Raw genomic sequence first — 14,849 nt, 5'->3', positions numbered from 1 at the left:
GGCACCGTCCGGTGTCACGGTACAGAAGGAGACATCACCATGGCAGCAGTGTGCCAGGTGACTGGAGCGGTTCCCGGCTTCGGTCACAACATCTCGCACTCGCACCGCCGGACGAAGCGCCGCTTCGACCCGAACGTGCAGAAGAAGACCTACTTCGTTCCGTCGCTGGGTCGCAACATCAAGCTCAACGTCTCGGCGAAGGGCATCAAGGTCATCGACGCGCGCGGTATCGAAGCCGTCGTTCGTGACCTGCAGGCGAAGGGCGTGAAGCTGTAATGGCGAAGAAGGCTCAGGACGTTCGTCCGATCATCAAGCTGCGTTCGACCGCCGGCACGGGGTACACCTACGTGACGCGCAAGAACCGCCGCAACAACCCCGACCGCATCGTGCTGAAGAAGTACGACCCCGTGGTCCGTAAGCACGTCGACTTCCGAGAGGAGCGCTAAGCACATGGCTAAGAAGAGCAAGATCGCGCGCAACGAGCAGCGCAAGGTCGTCGTCGAGCGCTACGCCGCGAAGCGCGCCGAGCTGAAGAAGACCCTGGTCGACCCCAACGCGACCGACGAGGCCCGCGAGGCCGCCCGCGTGGGCCTGCAGAAGCTCCCCCGCAACGCGTCGCCCGCGCGCGTGCGCAGCCGCGACGTCATCGACGGCCGCCCCCGTGGTGTCCTCACGAAGTTCGGCGTCTCGCGCGTCCGCTTCCGTGACATGGCACACCGTGGCGAGCTGCCCGGTGTGACCAAGTCGTCCTGGTAAGCACCAGACACCTGTCCGAAGGGCGGGGTTCCGACAGGAGCCCCGCCCTTCGGCGTTCCTCCCGCCCGCGGCGGGGTGTCAGAACCCGCGCCTGAGCAGTTCCTCGACGGCCTCCGCGCGCCCGCTCACGCCGAGCTTGCCGTAGATGGAGCGCACCTGGCTCTTGACGGTGTTGAGAGATACTCCCCGCTCTCGAGCGATATCCGTCAGGTTGCGCTCGGACGACAACAGCGCAGCCAGTTCCCTCTCGGCGGGGGTGAAGCCGACGATCTCTCCGGCGGGTACCGCCGGAGCGGCGACGGCGGGCAGGAACTCCTGGATGCCGGCGACGACCGGAGCCAGCTCGGGGCGAGTGCTCACCACGATGTCGAACAGAGCCAGCGTCTCGTCGAGGGGCAGCATGATGAACGGCGTGATCGATCCGCCGGTCTGGGAGATCAGCAGAAGAGCAGCCTCCATGCTCTGCTCGGCACGACGCGCGCTTCCCACTCGGGCGAAAGCGATCGCGCGACGTAAGAGCGTCGGGGTGAGGGTGCGGAGGCAGTGATTGCCCTCGTCGGCGAGACACCCGTCCGTCTCGGCGAGAAGTTCGCGCTCTCTCCCGAGCAGGAGCAGAGCTGCGGCGCGCTGCATGTGAAAGCAGATCCCGTGGCCCGGTCGCGTCTGCGCTGTCGACAGGACGGCCAGAGCTTCGCGGTACTCGCTGCGCGCCACGAGGATGTCGGAGCGGATGCAGACCAGGAAGTCGCGGATCATGCGGTGGCTGCGGTGGCGGGGGGATCCGTACGTGAGCTGCCAGGTCTCGGCGAGAGCTCCGGAGTAATCCCGTTCGAGGAGTCCGCGCATGACGTCGATGGCGGACGCCGAGTACTGCCAGTACGGATCGTCGGGCCGTGTCTCATGCAAGGCCCGCGAGACTTCCGCCAGTCGAGTCGGCTGCAGCCGTGCGGAGGCGACGAGCGATTCGGCCAGCAGTGCGAGGTAATCGGTTTCCTCGACCGGCCATCCGTGGGTCGAGAAGAGCGTCTTCGCCGCGGCCATGTCCTCTTCGCTGCTCTCGTACTCGCCGTTCAGCGCGTGGCCGAGGGCGAGAACGCAATGGGCGCGGTACGAGATCGCCTCGCTGTCGGCGAAGAGGAGGGCCTCGGCGCCGTACCGCGCGCCGATCTGCGGCCATCCCAGGGCGCAGCAGTATTCACCGGCGGCGGCGAGGAGCTGGGCTCGCGCGCCGCTGGACAGGTTGGCGCCGCGGGTGAGCCGTGTGTCGTCGAAGTAGTGGCCGATGAGATCGAGGCCGTCGGAGAGCGCATCACGGCGGGCCCGCGACACGAGGACCGCTGCCAAGGTCAGCGCCGTCGTGTCCGTCCAGACCGGCGGCAGGGGCGGCGGCTGCGCTTCGGCGAGAAGCGCGAGGTGGCGTTGCTCCGGGATCCCGTGGCCCGGCGCCAGGCGGGCGGCCGTCGTCACGACGGCCGCATGGAAGGCGGTACGGGCGTTGATCGAAGCCTGTGTGCCCGGCATCCCTCCCCCTCTCACGACAGAGTTCGTCTGGTTCACCCGGGGCTGGTCGCCGCTCCGCTGCCGTCTAACCTGTCTGGGGACAAACATATGAAGTTTGGCGGATGTTCGCTGACCGGATCCCGGTGCATCGCCCGTGCGATTCACGCACTCTCTCACCCACTCCGCCGGGCAAATTCGCCTGTGGTGCTCACCCGTAGGGACGCGGATGCCACCCGAACGCGCTTGCGAGCCGGGTGTCGACACCGTTTGTTGCGACACGCCGGGTGCTTCGCGGGGGAAATGTCCCAAAATCCCCGTAATTCCGCGGTTCGGTTGATACTGTCGAGGCGGTCTCCCGACCACCGAGGAGAATTCCTCCTCGTCCGATGTAACGAGAGGCGACGGCATCGTCGCCTGGAGGACAACCACATGGCTGACAAGTCCATCACCAAGACCGAGCTCGTCGCGAGCATCGCCAGCGCGACCGGGCAGAGCCAGTCCGCCGTGTCGGGCGTGCTCGACTCCCTCTTCTCCACCGTCTCCGAGGCGGTCGCCAAGGGCAGCAAGGTGTCGATCCCCGGCTGGATCGCCTTCGAGCAGGTCGCCACGTCCGCTCGCACGGGTCGCAACCCGCAGACCGGTGAGGAGATCTCGATCCCCGCCGGCAAGCGCGTCAAGGTCACCGCGGGCTCGAAGCTCAAGGCAGCCGTCAAGTAAGACGACGCCGTACCGCGACAGAGGGGGATGCCGAGGCATCCCCCTCTGTCCGTTTCACGGGCGCGCCTTCTGCGCGATGTCGACGTGGTTCGACGTCGTGCGGGTCGAGAGGCCGGGGCGTCCTCCCGGGTGTTCCCCGACGTAGTCTGGGTGGGTGAACGCCCGTGCCCTCCGCGTGGCGGGACCCGTCATCCTCGTCGTGGTCTCGCTCATCGCCGTCGTCGTGGGACTGGCGTACGGCGGCGGCGCCGCCCAGCCCCTGCTCGCCGACCCCGGCCCCGTCGTGCGGTGGGGCCTTCCGCTCGCGACCCTCGTGGTCAATCTGTCGGCGGCCACGATGGTCGGCTCCCTCGTGCTGGCGCTGTTCGCCCTCGAAGCGGGGGAGCGCCCGTTCGAGTTGGCGCTCGACACCGCCTCGATCGGCGCGGCGATCTTCACGGTCGCCTCCGCGGCGACCGGGTACCTGACGTTCCTCAACATCATCAACGCCAAACCGACCCTCGATCCGCTCTTCGGACAACAGCTCGGACGGTTCCTCGTCGAGAGCGAGATCGGCCCCGCATGGTTGATCACCACGATCGCCGGCGCGGTGCTCACGGTGCTGACGTTCGCCGTCCGCTCGTGGGTGCCGACCATGATCGTCGCGATCCTGGCGCTCGCCGCCCTCGTGCCGATGGGGACGCAGGGCCATGCCGGGACGGAGGCCAGCCACACGGCGGCCGTGACGTCCCTGGTGCTGCACATCGTCGCCGCCGCGGTGTGGCTGGGCGGCCTCGTGCTGCTGGTCGTCGTGCGCCCGGCGATGTCGCGGACCCAGTTGCAGACCGTCCTCCTGCGCTATTCCTCCATCGCGCTCGCGGCGTTCGTCGTCGTGGCCGTCTCGGGGACGGTGCGCGCCTCGATCGGACTGCTGGGGTGGGAGAACCTGTTCTCGCCCTACGGCATCCTGGTCCTCGTCAAAGTCGGCGCGCTCCTCGCGATGGGGGTCCTGGGTGCGTGGTACCGCCGCCGGCTCATCGCCCGCATGGCGGACGAGCAGGGCTCGCGGCGCTTCTGGGCGATCATCGTGCTCGAGCTGGTGTTCATGGGCATCGCGAGCGGGGCGGCGGCGGCCCTCGCCCGCACGCCGCCGCCGATCGCCCCACCGCTGGTCGGGCAGACGCCGGCGGAGATCCTCACCGGATCCCCCCTGCCGCCCGAGCTGACGATCGAGCGCTGGTTCACCAGCTGGGACATCGATCTGCTGTGGGCGTTCGTGGTGGCGTTCGGGCTCTTCTTCTACCTCGCCGGTGTGTGGCGTCTGCACCGCCGTGGCGACGGTTGGCCGATCTACCGTACGGTGCTGTGGTGCCTCGGCATGCTCGCGGTGTTCTGGATCACCTCGGGTCCGGTGAACGTCTACCAGGACTACCTGTTCAGCATGCACATGATCGGGCACATGCTGCTGTCGATGGCGATCCCGCTGATGCTCGTATCGGGCGCCCCCGTGACCCTCGCCGCCCGCGCGATCCGCAAGCGTGACGACGGGACGCGCGGCGGACGCGAGTGGATCCTCTGGGCCGTGCACAATCCGATCGCGAAGGTGCTCACGAACCCCTACGTGGCGGCGGGACTGTTCATCGGCTCGCTCTGGGCGTTCTACTACACCGACCTCTTCCGGTGGTCGCTGTACGACCACCTCGGCCACATCTGGATGGTCGCCCACTTCCTCGTCACGGGCTACCTGTTCGTGCTGAGCCTCATCGGGATCGACCCGGTGCCGTATCGCCTCCCCTACCCGATGCGCCTCCTCGTTCTCATCGCGATCATGGCGATGCACGCGTTCTTCGGCATCGCGATCATGATGAACTCCGGCCTGATGGTGGCCGAGTGGTTCGGAGCGATGGGGCGCACCTGGGGAGCGACGCCGCTGGAAGACCAATACGTCGGTGGTGGTGTGGCGTGGTCGGTCGGGGAGATCCCGACCCTGATCCTCGCCATCGCCGTGGCGATCCAGTGGAGCCGCAGCGACGAACGCCAGCAGCGCCGACGCGACCGGCACGTCGACCGTGTCGGCGACCTCGAGCTCGACGCCTACAACGAGGAGCTCGCGCGACTCGCGGCGCGCGATGCGCGCGTGGCCGAGCGCGACGCGGCTCGTCGGGGCTGAGACGCGCCCGCGAAGACGCGTCGACCTCAATCGGCGCGGGCGCTCCCGCTGACGAGGATGGATGCCGTGCCGTCGGGGAGCACCGTGATCTTGCCGTCGACGGCGAAAGGGACGTCCTCGTCGACGGTGCGGACGGAGCCGTCGAAGATCGAGCGGATGGCGACATCGATGTGCGCGACCGCGTCGGTGGTGGGGATGCGCCACCCCGCCCCGTCGGGGACGACTGTCACCTTCGGCTGCTGGGCGATCGACCACGACGGCGCCCCCTCGATGCGGTTGCGGACCGTGTAGCCGAAAGGGCACCCGGTCGGTTGGAGGACCTTCTGTTCGGCGCAGGTGGTGAGGAAGTCCTCGACGCGTTGCTGCACCACCGAGACGAACTCGTCGGTCGGCTGGGCCTGCACGTCGACGGGGATACCGGTCAGCGGGGCGTCTGCCAGCACGGCCACCCCGGGGGTCGCCGAGATCGGGGTGTCGACCGACACCGAGTACAGGCCGGGTGAGAACACCAGGAGGGGGACGGCGGCGGAGGGGTCGGCATCCGCGCTGTCGAGCGAGACCTGCCGCTTGTCGATCTCGAAGCCGTTGACCGAGAAACGCATGGACCCGCGTACCGACAGATCCACGACCGCGAGCGGGCTGGTCGCGAAACGCCAGCGGGGGAGCAGGCCGGCGTTCCCGTCGCTCGTGACCGCGAACGTCGTCCGGCCCGCATAGCTCCCGGCGCGGTAGGTGACGCTGACGCGCGTGACGTCGCCGTCGCTCTGCTCGGCGACCACCTGTGCGTCGCTCAGGCCGCCCAGCGCATCGGGACGCAGGAGAGCCTCGGAAGCGGTCGACGGCAGCCCCGCCGCCTCGAGCTCGGCGGCGTCGATCGCGACCCCGGGCACAGCGAGGGCCTCCGCGGTGCGACGGTCCTCGAGCAACGCGAGGTAGTGCCGGACGAAGGCGCTCGGACTGTAGAACTCGCGGTACAGGGCGCCGGCACCGGCGGCCAGCGCGAGGAACAGCAGCACCCCGACCACGCCCAGGGCGGTGAGCTCGATCGCGAGCCGCGGGCGCGCGGAGCGGACACCCTCGGGCGTCGCGGGGCCCCCGCCTGCGTTGTCCACACCCCCAGTCTAGGAAGCGGTCGTCACCCGCGCCTGTGCGTCCGCCTGCACGACGGCGACGGCCGCGAGCTGGCCAGCGGCGATCGCGTTCGCCAGTGACGCCATGGGCCCCGCGAAGTGATCGGGCTGCGCCATGTCGCCGACGGCGTAGACGCCCTCGACGCTCGTGCGTCCGAACGGGTCGACGCGGACGGCACCCGACTCCTGCCGCTCGAGGCCCAGCTGATCGGCGAACGGCGCGCGCTGGGTGGACGTCGGCGCGATGAAGGCCCCGGCCACGTCGTCGGTCGTCCCGTCATCGAGGGTCAGGCGCAGACCCGCGGGGGAGTCGCCCACCCCGGTGAGTCGGGCCGGATCGATCACGACGACCTCGGATGCCACCGGCTCGAGCATCGCGGCCAGCATCGCGGCGTGCGCGGTGCCGTTGAGCACCGCGACCCGCTGACCGGCGAACTCGTGGCCGTGGCAGAACGGGCAGTTGGCGACCCGGTCGCCCCAGTGGGCGTCGATCCCGGGGATGGGTGGCAGCTCGTCCGCGAGCCCGGTGGCGAGGATCACCGCGGTCGAATGCACCGGCTCCCCGTCGACCGTGACCACGACGACGCCGTCGGTCGCGGAGACCGCGTCGACGGCGGCATCCCGGATCTCCACGGTGTCGTACGCCGCGATCTCCGCGCGTCCGAGTCGGCGGAGCTCGGCCGGGTCGCGGCCGTCGTTGGTCAGCAGGTTGTGGGCATGCGGCACGGTGCCGTTGCGGTACGCGCCGGAGTCGACGAGCAGCGTGCGCCGGTGCATCCGCCCGAGGGTGAGAGCCGCCTGCAGGCCCGCGGGGCCGCCGCCGATGATGATCGCGTCGTACATGGGGAACTCCTTCGCTTGCGTTCGGAACCATCGTGTGACTTCATGTCGACATGAAGTCAATCGGAGATGCGGCGGCGCGATTCGGACTCGAGACGCACGTGCTGCGCTACTGGGAGGACGAGGGGCTGTTGCATCCGGAACGGGATGCCGCCGGCCGCCGCCGCTACTCGGACGACGACAGCGTCCGGATCGCGATCATCCTGCGGAACAAGGCGGCGGGCATGTCGCTCGAGCAGATCCGTGTGCTGCTGGACAAGGGCGCGCCGGACCGGCATCGGGTGCTCGAGGAGCACATCGCCGAGCTCGAGCGGCGCGCCGCCGACATCGCCCAGGCGCGGGCGATGACCGAGCACGCCCTGCGCTGTCGATCGCACGACATCACGCAGTGTCCGCGGTTCCGCAGCCACGTCGCGGATGTGCTCTCCGGGGAGGCGCGGTGGCTGCTCATCCACACCGAGCCGACGGGCGAAGTCCCCGCGAACTAGCATGAATCGGTGACCACCCCGCCTCTTTCCGCCGAGCAGCAGGCGCTGTTCCGGTTGATCGAGGACACCCGGGAGCACGTGTTCGTCACGGGCCGGGCCGGCACCGGCAAGTCGACGCTCCTGCAGCACCTCGCGTGGAACACGCAGAAGCAGATCGCCGTGTGCGCACCCACGGGCGTGGCGGCGCTCAACGTCGAGGGGCAGACCATCCACTCGCTGTTCCGCCTGCCGATCGGCCTCATCGCGAACGGCGACATCGACCAGAACGACGCCACACGCAAGATCCTCAACGCAATCGACACGCTCGTGATCGACGAGATCTCGATGGTCAACGCCGACCTCATGGATGCCATCGACCGCTCCCTCCGGCAGGCCCGGGGTCGGCGGTCGGAGCCGTTCGGCGGCACCCAGATCGTGATGTTCGGCGATCCGTACCAGCTCGCCCCCGTGCCCCCGCGGGGCGACGAGGCGCGGTACATCGCCGACCACTACCGCTCGTTCTGGTTCTTCGACGCCAAGGTGTGGTCGGGCGAGGCGGCGAGCGACGGGCTCATCGACATCGGGCGTCACGGGGCAGATCTTCACGTCAACGAGCTCGTCGAGATCCACCGGCAGTCCGACCCGGGCTTCAAGACGCTTCTGAACGCGGTGCGGTACGGACGCGTGACGGCCGAGATGGCCGGCATCCTGAACACCGCCGGAGCCCGCACGCCCCCGCACCCGGCCGACGGCGAGCATCCGATCATCACGCTCGCCACCCGCAACGACCGCGTGAACAGCATCAACCGTCGCCACCTCGACGAGCTCATCGGTCGCACGCAGACGGCCAACGCCGAGATCTCGGGCGACTTCGGGCGCGGGGAGGCGAACTACCCGGCCGAGATGGAGCTCACGCTGAAGGTCGGTGCGCAGGTCATGTTCCTCCGCAACGACGCGGCGCAGTTCGGCGAGGCACCGCGCTGGGTCAACGGCACCATCGGCACCGTGACGCGAATCGCCGGGGACAGCGTGCGCGTCGAGGTCGACGGCATCGCGCACGATGTCGAGCCGGCTGTCTGGGAGAGGTACCGCTACGCGTACGACCCGGGTACGAAGAACCTCTCTCGCGAGATCGTCGCGGAGTTCACGCAGTTCCCCCTCCGGCTCGCGTGGGCCGTCACGATCCACAAGTCGCAGGGCAAGACGTACGATCGCGCGGTCGTCGACCTCGGGGCGGGGGCGTTCGCTCCCGGACAGACGTATGTCGCCCTCAGCCGGCTGACCTCTCTCGACGGTCTCTATCTGTCCCGACCGCTCCGGCCGAGCGACATCCGCGTCGACGAGGACGTCCGTCGCTTCATGAAGCAGGCGTGGCTCGGTCGCCGAGAGGGCAACGAGGCTCAGGCGACCTGAGACGCCTTCGCCCGCGCGAGGTCTGCGAACAGCTCGGTGTTGAACCGGTAGGCGACCAGCACCTCGTCGATCACGCGGGCCTTCTCGTCGTCGTCCCACGGCACGGCGTCCAACTGCTCGCGATAGACGTTCTTGAACGCCCGCGGGTCGGCGATGTCGCCGAACAGGAAGAACCCGATCCCGTTCGTGTCGAAGCCGAAGCGCCGCTGCATGAGACGGCCGATGAACGGTCCGCCGGACAGGTCGCCGAGGTACCGCGTGTAATGGTGCGCGACGAAGCCGCCGGGCCAGGTGGCGGCGACGCGACGGATGCGCGACACGTACGCCTGCGTCGTGGGCAGCGCCGTGATCTGGGTGCGCCAGTCCGGACCGAGGAGGAACGTGAGGTCGGCTTCCAGAGCGGGCAGGCGCGTCAGCTTGTCGCTGAGGAAAACGGATGCCACGGGGTCGTGCCGCATGCGCGGAGCCGCGCTCTCGAGCGCCTCGTAGATGAACCACTGCTGCGCGACGAGAGCGATGTAGTCGTCGCGCGAGCCCGTGCCGTTCAGGAGGTCCGCCATGAAGCCGTCGCACTCGTGCGGGGAGTGGGCGCTGCTGGCGCGCTCGCGAAGAGCGGCGGAGAACGGGACGACGGCGTTCATGGGGCCATCTTACGCATAAGGTTAGGCCAACCTAACCCCCGATTTCCTGTGGTTTCCCGCAGGGACGGGTACGCGCCGCGTTCTCGACCGAGATGTAATGGAGACGTGACGCCCGCGGAGCGCAAGCGGCGGATTCCCCCAGGTGGCGTGTGTTTGAATCGTGAAGCGCGTGCTTCGTCGCGCGCGGATTCCAGGGGGTTTCGGTATGCGGACATGGCGTCGATCTGCGGCGGCCGCGATCGTCGGCGCGGGTGTCCTCGCCGTCATCCTGAGCGGATGCACCCCCGAGAGCACGGTCGCGGTCAACGTCCCGGCACAGGTCGACGCCCCGTTGGCCGATCAGACCGTCACCGAGCTGCGCGGTGCCGTGACCACGGCGATGGCCGCCACCGGATCGAGCGGGGCGATCGTGGGCGTCTGGGTGCCCTGGAGCGGGACGTGGGTGTCGGGTCTCGGCACGCAGGGGCCCGGCGGGGCCGAGGTCACCGCCGACCTCGACTTCCGCGCGGCCGATGTGACCGGCGCGATGACCTGCGACGTCCTCTACGACCTCGCCGCCGACGGCACCGTCAAGCTCGACGACCCGGTCACGACATGGGTCAGCAACCTGCCCGGCTACGACGACATCACGCTCCGGATGCTCTGCAACGGCACCTCGGGACTCGGGTCGTACTCATCGGTGCTCCAGGGCGTCGAAGGGAACAACCCGGACCGGGCGTGGAACGCGCGCGAGCTCCTCGCCTACGGGATCTCCAGCCCGCGGCGCAACGCTCCCGGGGCAGCCTTCGCCGACTCGGACACCAACTACCTGATCGCCGGGCTCGCCGTCGAGCGCGCGACCGGAGAATCGCTGTCGGATCTCATCCGTGAGAGAGTCACCGAGCCGCTCGGGCTTTCCGGCACGGCGCTGCCGGGGCCGACCGCCGCCGCGCCCTCCTCGTCGGCGCTCGAGGGGTTCCGCTCGCAGCAGAACCCCGACGGCGGATGGACCTGCGATCAACCGCAGGACGTCACCGTGCTCTCGGCGAGCTTCGGCGGGGCCGCGTCCGGCGCGGTCACCGACATCACCGACCTCGGGCGCTATACGCAGGCGCTCGCGGCGGGTGCCCTGCTGCCCGCGGGGAACGACCGATTCTCGTCGCCCCTGCCGGTCAGCGCCGACGATCCGACGTGGTTCACCGCGGCGGGAGGCGCCTACCAGGCGGGCTCGCTCATCGGACAGTTCGGTGCGACGGCCGGATACATGGTGGGCTCGTTCGCCGATCCTCAGACGGGCATGACCGTCTCGGTGGTGTTGAACAACTCCGCGGGCAACCAGAAGACGGCGGCCTGGCTCGCCTGGGAGCTCGCCGCGATCGCCTCGAAGGCCCCCGCCGCGTCCGGGCAGACCGCCCCCGAGGCCGGACTGCCGTGGACGGCCCAGCAGATGCGCGACGGCATCGTCGGCAACGCGATCTGCGCCGTCCCCGCCTCGTGACCCGGGAATGAAGGCGCCCGGCGGCCCGCAGTCGGCGGCGGCGCTGGTCCTGGTCGGTCTGGCGTGCCAAGAAGTGGGCGCGTCCTTCGCCGTCATGCTCTTCCCGCAGACGGGGCCGCTCGGCATCGTCATGCTGCGTCTGCTGTTCTCGGCGCTGTTGCTGCTGATCATCGCCCGTCCGCGGGTACGCGGGCATTCGGCGGCGGACTGGCGCGGTGTGGTGGCGTTCGGGCTCGTCCTCGCGACCATGAACGGGCTGTTCTATCTAGCCCTCGAGAGGCTGCCGCTCGGGGTCACCGTGACCATCGAGGTCCTCGGCCCTCTGGCCCTCTCGATCCTCACCGCCACCGGTCTGGCGCGCTGGATCTGGGCCGCCCTCGCCCTCGCCGGGGTCGCGGCGCTCGGGGCCGGCGGGTGGGAACGACTCGATCCGCTCGGAGTGCTGTTCGCCCTCGGCGCGGCGGTGAGTTGGGCGCTCTACATCCTCGCCTCGGCGCGCGTCGGGCGCGCCTTCCCGCGCCTGGACGGCCTGGCCCTGGCCATGGCGATCGGTGCCGTGATCGCCCTCCCGCTGGGCATCGTGCAAGCCGGCGCGATGCTGCTCCGCCTCGACATCCTGGCTCTCGGGGCCGCGGTCGCGGTGCTGTCGTCGACGGTGCCCTACGCCCTCGAACTCGTCGCGCTCCGGCGGCTGCCGGCGTCCGCTTTCGCCATCCTCATGAGCCTGGGACCGGCGACCGCGTCGACCGCGGGATTCCTCCTCCTCGGCCAGCACCTCTCCTGGCTCGAGGTCGGCGGCATCGCCCTGGTGATCGCGGCGAGCATCGGCGCGGTGACGGCCGCCTCCCGCCGCACGCCGGGCGCGCGGCATCCGGGATCCGCTCCGGACGAGCCCCTGAGCGAACCCGTCGGCTGACGGTGCCGTCGAGGTCGTTCGTTATGGCCCGGCTGTGAATCTCGTCCGCAAGAGCGCCCTCTCTCGGGCCCGCTCGGCCCACGTCATCGTTCGTCCACCTGCGGGGCGTAGAACTGATACATGCCCATCATCGATAGCGCCGTGTACGTCGACGGCCACCGCATCGAGAACCCCGCCAGCCTCGACCAGACGTTCGAGTACATGGAGGATCACGGGGGGATGGCGTGGATCGGTCTGCTGCGGCCCTCGCCCGAAGAGCTCGAACGCGTCGCCGCGGAGTTCTCGTTGCACCCCCTCGCCGTGGAGGACGCTCTCGCCGGGCACCAGCGCGCCAAGCTCGAGCGGTACGGCGGGAACCTCTTCGCGGTGCTGCGTCCCGCGCGGTACATCGACGAGACCGAGACGGTCGAGTTCGGCGAACTCCACGTGTTCGTCGGCCAGGACTACGTCGTCACCGTGCGGCACGCCGAGGTACCCGACCTCGCGCGCGTGCGCCACCGCCTGGAGGAACAGCCCGAACTGCTGGCCCGGGGCCCCGAAGCGGTGCTCTACGCGATCTTCGACGAGGTCGTCGACCAGTACGACCCCGTCGCCCGCGGGCTCCAGAACGACGTCGACGAGATCGAGGACCAGCTCTTCGGAGCAGGGGGGACCGAGCTGACCCAGCGCATCTACGAGCTCGCCCGCGAGGTCATCCACTTCCAGCGGGCGGTGGAGCCGCTGCGCGACATGCTGCAGGCGCTGCTGCGCGGAGCCGAGAAGTACGGGGTCGACATCGAGCTGCAGCGATCGCTGCGGGACGTGCTCGACCACGTCCTGCGGCAGTGCGACAAGCTCACGTCGATGCGGTCGATCCTCGACAACGCGCTCACCGTGAACGCGACGCTCGTGACGCAACGGCAGACCGAGACCTCGCTCGAGCAGAACGAGCAGGTGAAGAAGATCTCGGGATGGGCGGCGATCCTCTTCGGCCCCTCGCTGATCGGCGGGATCTACGGCATGAACTTCAAGAACATGCCCGAGTTGGACTGGGAGTTCGGCTACCCCATGGCCCTCGTGCTGATGGTGGTCGTGTCCGCCGGCCTCTGGCTGACGTTCAAGGCCAAGAAGTGGCTGTAGCAGGCGGCATCCGGAATCCCGACACTCGGCGCGCTTGCTGGACAGATGGTGCGTGAAACGAATGATGGGTACGTGACTGACTCCACCCCCCGCTCCGGCGACGCTGCCGAGCAGATCCACACCTCGACCGTTCAGCTCGAGGACGCCGGGTACCACAAGCGGCTGACGTCGCGTCAGGTGCAGATGATCGCCATCGGCGGTGCCATCGGCACGGGGCTCTTCCTCGGAGCGGGCGGGCGCCTGGCGCAAGCCGGCCCGTCGATCGTCATCTCGTACGCGGTGTGCGGGCTCTTCGCGTTCTTCATCCTTCGAGCGCTCGGCGAGCTCGTCCTGCACCGACCGACCTCGGGCTCGTTCGTCTCGTACGCCCGTGAGTTCTTCGGCGAGAAGGCCGCCTTCGTCTCGGGGTGGTTCTACTGGATCAACTGGGCGACGACGACGATGGTCGACATCACCGCCGCCGCGCTCTACATGAACTTCTTCGGCAAGTACGTGCCGTGGATCGGTGCCGTTCCGCAGTGGGTCTGGGCGCTCGCCGCCCTGGTGACCGTGCTCGCGGTCAACCTGGTGTCGGTGAAGGTGTTCGGCGAGCTGGAGTTCTGGTTCGCGCTGATCAAGGTCGCCGCACTGGTCGCGTTCCTGCTCGTCGGCATCTACTTCGTGATCTTCGGCACGCCGACCGGCGCGCCCACCGGGTTCTCGCTCATCGCCGACAACGGCGGGTTCTTCCCCAACGGCATCCTGCCCGCGATCATCCTCATGCAGGGCGTGGTCTTCGCGTACGCCTCGATCGAGCTCGTCGGAACCGCGGCCGGTGAGACGAAGAACCCCGAGAAGGTCATGCCGCGCGCGATCAACTCGGTCATCTTCCGCGTCGCGATCTTCTACGTCGGCTCCGTCCTGCTGCTCGCCCTGCTGCTGCCGTTCACGGCGTACTCGAAGGACGAGAGCCCGTTCGTGACCTTCTTCGGCTCCATCGGGGTGCCGGGCGTCGACGTGATCATGAACCTCGTCGTGCTCACCGCGGCGCTGTCGTCGCTGAACGCGGGGCTGTACTCCACCGGCCGCATCCTGCGCTCGATGGCGGTGGCGGGCTCCGCGCCGAAGTTCGCGGCGCGCATGAACAAGGCGGGCGTGCCCTACGGCGGCATCGCGATCACCGCATTCGTCGCCCTCTTCGGTGTCGTGATCAACTTCGTGGCACCGAGCGATGCGTTCGAGACGGTGCTGAACGTCGCCGCCGTCGGCATCCTGGTCACTTGGGCGACCATCATGCTCTGCCAGATGAAGTTCAAGCGCCTGGCCGACCGTGGAGAGCTGGTCCGCCCGAAGTTCCGCCTGTTCTGGGCGCCCTACACGGGCTACGCGACGCTCATCTTCCTCGCGATCGTGCTGGTGCTGGTGTTCATCGACTCGCCTGCGACGCTCGTCGTCGCGATCGTCGCGAGCCTGCTCGTCACGGCCGGATGGTTCGCGTGCCGGAAGCGCATCGCCGAGCTCGCCGCCGAGCGCGAGGGCTACACGGGCACGGTGCCCGTGGTGCCGAGCCCGTTCCCGCAGCCGCGCGAGAAGAAGGCGCGCGGCACGAAGGACTGATCCGCGCGGGGTGGGCGCGGCGCTCGGGCTCGCGCGGGCCGGGGATGCCGGCATCCCCACCGTTGAGTGTCCAGAACACGCCGTTATGCCGGGGGCGGTTACGGCGTGTCTTGGACACTCAACGGGCG

At 69.2% G+C, this 14,849-nt stretch carries 15 protein-coding genes; 11 read left to right on the top strand and 4 right to left on the bottom strand.

Annotated elements, in window-relative coordinates; translation table 11 throughout:
- Window positions 1-39: 39 nt before the first annotated feature.
- Genes rpmB through rpsN form a run of 3 tightly spaced genes read left to right on the top strand, consistent with a single transcriptional unit; the run spans window position 40 to window position 756 of the window.
- Complete coding sequence (gene rpmB, locus NS220_RS01745) at window positions 40-276, top strand: 50S ribosomal protein L28 (protein ID WP_013584774.1); 237 nt, start codon at window positions 40-42, stop codon at window positions 274-276.
- On the top strand, window positions 276-446 hold the full coding sequence (gene rpmG / locus NS220_RS01740; protein ID WP_013584775.1) for a 50S ribosomal protein L33: 171 nt from the start codon (window positions 276-278) through the stop codon (window positions 444-446). Before rpmB ends, rpmG begins: the two co-directional genes overlap by 1 nt.
- A gap of 4 nt (window positions 447-450) precedes the next feature.
- Window positions 451-756 carry a 30S ribosomal protein S14 gene (gene rpsN, locus NS220_RS01735; protein WP_022878196.1) on the top strand — a complete coding sequence of 102 codons (306 nt, stop codon included), beginning with the start codon at window positions 451-453 and terminating at the stop codon, window positions 754-756.
- A 78-nt stretch (window positions 757-834) separates the two neighbouring features.
- On the opposite strand, the gene NS220_RS01730 is transcribed toward rpsN, so the two are convergent.
- Entirely contained in the window at window positions 835-2,277 is a 1,443-nt protein-coding gene (locus tag NS220_RS01730) for a helix-turn-helix transcriptional regulator (RefSeq protein WP_058622385.1), read from the bottom strand.
- Window positions 2,278-2,685: 408 nt separating this feature from the next.
- On the opposite strand from NS220_RS01730, the gene NS220_RS01725 reads away from it, so the two are divergent.
- Both NS220_RS01725 and NS220_RS01720 read left to right on the top strand, forming a co-directional pair.
- Window positions 2,686-2,973, top strand: a complete 288-nt coding sequence (locus NS220_RS01725) for an HU family DNA-binding protein (protein WP_013584778.1) — start codon at window positions 2,686-2,688, stop codon at window positions 2,971-2,973.
- Between the two features lie 154 nt (window positions 2,974-3,127).
- The gene (locus tag NS220_RS01720) at window positions 3,128-5,122 is read left to right on the top strand and encodes a cytochrome c oxidase assembly protein (protein WP_058622384.1); all 1,995 of its coding nucleotides are present in this window, start codon (window positions 3,128-3,130) and stop codon (window positions 5,120-5,122) included.
- A gap of 26 nt (window positions 5,123-5,148) precedes the next feature.
- Here the strand turns inward: NS220_RS01720 and NS220_RS01715 are convergent, their stop codons facing one another.
- Both NS220_RS01715 and NS220_RS01710 read right to left on the bottom strand, forming a co-directional pair.
- On the bottom strand, window positions 5,149-6,234 hold the full coding sequence (locus tag NS220_RS01715; RefSeq protein ID WP_058622383.1) for a hypothetical protein: 1,086 nt from the start codon (window positions 6,232-6,234) through the stop codon (window positions 5,149-5,151).
- 9 nt (window positions 6,235-6,243) lie between these two features.
- A complete protein-coding gene (locus NS220_RS01710; RefSeq protein WP_058622382.1) occupies window positions 6,244-7,095 on the bottom strand; it encodes an NAD(P)/FAD-dependent oxidoreductase in 852 nt (283 codons plus the stop codon).
- A 50-nt stretch (window positions 7,096-7,145) separates the two neighbouring features.
- Here NS220_RS01710 and NS220_RS01705 point away from each other — a divergent pair, with 50 nt between their 5' ends.
- Both NS220_RS01705 and NS220_RS01700 read left to right on the top strand, forming a co-directional pair.
- Window positions 7,146-7,580, top strand: coding sequence for a MerR family transcriptional regulator (locus tag NS220_RS01705; protein ID WP_058622381.1), 435 nt, complete (start codon window positions 7,146-7,148; stop codon window positions 7,578-7,580).
- 9 nt (window positions 7,581-7,589) lie between these two features.
- The gene (locus NS220_RS01700; protein ID WP_058622380.1) at window positions 7,590-8,972 is read left to right on the top strand and encodes an ATP-dependent DNA helicase; all 1,383 of its coding nucleotides are present in this window, start codon (window positions 7,590-7,592) and stop codon (window positions 8,970-8,972) included.
- On the opposite strand, the gene NS220_RS01695 is transcribed toward NS220_RS01700, so the two are convergent.
- On the bottom strand, window positions 8,960-9,613 hold the full coding sequence (locus tag NS220_RS01695) for a heme oxygenase (biliverdin-producing) (protein ID WP_058622379.1): 654 nt from the start codon (window positions 9,611-9,613) through the stop codon (window positions 8,960-8,962). The genes NS220_RS01700 and NS220_RS01695 overlap by 13 nt on opposite strands.
- A gap of 205 nt (window positions 9,614-9,818) precedes the next feature.
- On the opposite strand from NS220_RS01695, the gene NS220_RS01690 reads away from it, so the two are divergent.
- The 4 genes from NS220_RS01690 to NS220_RS01675 all read left to right on the top strand — a co-directional run bounded on the left by NS220_RS01690 (window position 9,819) and on the right by NS220_RS01675 (window position 14,721).
- A complete protein-coding gene (locus tag NS220_RS01690) occupies window positions 9,819-11,090 on the top strand; it encodes a serine hydrolase domain-containing protein (protein ID WP_058622378.1) in 1,272 nt (423 codons plus the stop codon).
- Window positions 11,091-11,097: 7 nt separating this feature from the next.
- A complete protein-coding gene (locus NS220_RS01685) occupies window positions 11,098-12,006 on the top strand; it encodes an EamA family transporter (RefSeq protein ID WP_058622377.1) in 909 nt (302 codons plus the stop codon).
- A 120-nt stretch (window positions 12,007-12,126) separates the two neighbouring features.
- The gene (gene corA / locus NS220_RS01680) at window positions 12,127-13,125 is read left to right on the top strand and encodes a magnesium/cobalt transporter CorA (RefSeq protein WP_058622376.1); all 999 of its coding nucleotides are present in this window, start codon (window positions 12,127-12,129) and stop codon (window positions 13,123-13,125) included.
- Window positions 13,126-13,197: 72 nt separating this feature from the next.
- Window positions 13,198-14,721 carry an amino acid permease gene (locus tag NS220_RS01675; protein ID WP_153004105.1) on the top strand — a complete coding sequence of 508 codons (1,524 nt, stop codon included), beginning with the start codon at window positions 13,198-13,200 and terminating at the stop codon, window positions 14,719-14,721.
- Window positions 14,722-14,849 lie beyond the last annotated feature (128 nt).

This window comes from Microbacterium testaceum (assembly GCF_001476655.1).
Taxonomy (GTDB): domain Bacteria; phylum Actinomycetota; class Actinomycetes; order Actinomycetales; family Microbacteriaceae; genus Microbacterium; species Microbacterium testaceum_C.
This window is presented reverse-complemented; position numbering and strand designations above follow the sequence as displayed.

What these genes read in the sequence shown, in the direction of transcription:
- rpmB (WP_013584774.1), top strand. Translation starts at nt 40, where the DNA reads ATGGCAGCAGTGTGCCAGGTGACTGGAGCGGTTCCCGGCTTCGGTCAC.
- rpmG (WP_013584775.1), top strand. Translation starts at nt 276, where the DNA reads ATGGCGAAGAAGGCTCAGGACGTTCGTCCGATCATCAAGCTGCGTTCG.
- rpsN (WP_022878196.1), top strand. Translation starts at nt 451, where the DNA reads ATGGCTAAGAAGAGCAAGATCGCGCGCAACGAGCAGCGCAAGGTCGTC.
- NS220_RS01730 (WP_058622385.1), bottom strand. Translation starts at nt 2,277, where the DNA reads ATGCCGGGCACACAGGCTTCGATCAACGCCCGTACCGCCTTCCATGCG.
- NS220_RS01725 (WP_013584778.1), top strand. Translation starts at nt 2,686, where the DNA reads ATGGCTGACAAGTCCATCACCAAGACCGAGCTCGTCGCGAGCATCGCC.
- NS220_RS01710 (WP_058622382.1), bottom strand. Translation starts at nt 7,095, where the DNA reads ATGTACGACGCGATCATCATCGGCGGCGGCCCCGCGGGCCTGCAGGCG.
- NS220_RS01705 (WP_058622381.1), top strand. Translation starts at nt 7,146, where the DNA reads ATGAAGTCAATCGGAGATGCGGCGGCGCGATTCGGACTCGAGACGCAC.
- NS220_RS01695 (WP_058622379.1), bottom strand. Translation starts at nt 9,613, where the DNA reads ATGAACGCCGTCGTCCCGTTCTCCGCCGCTCTTCGCGAGCGCGCCAGC.
- NS220_RS01690 (WP_058622378.1), top strand. Translation starts at nt 9,819, where the DNA reads ATGCGGACATGGCGTCGATCTGCGGCGGCCGCGATCGTCGGCGCGGGT.
- NS220_RS01685 (WP_058622377.1), top strand. Translation starts at nt 11,098, where the DNA reads ATGAAGGCGCCCGGCGGCCCGCAGTCGGCGGCGGCGCTGGTCCTGGTC.
- corA (WP_058622376.1), top strand. Translation starts at nt 12,127, where the DNA reads ATGCCCATCATCGATAGCGCCGTGTACGTCGACGGCCACCGCATCGAG.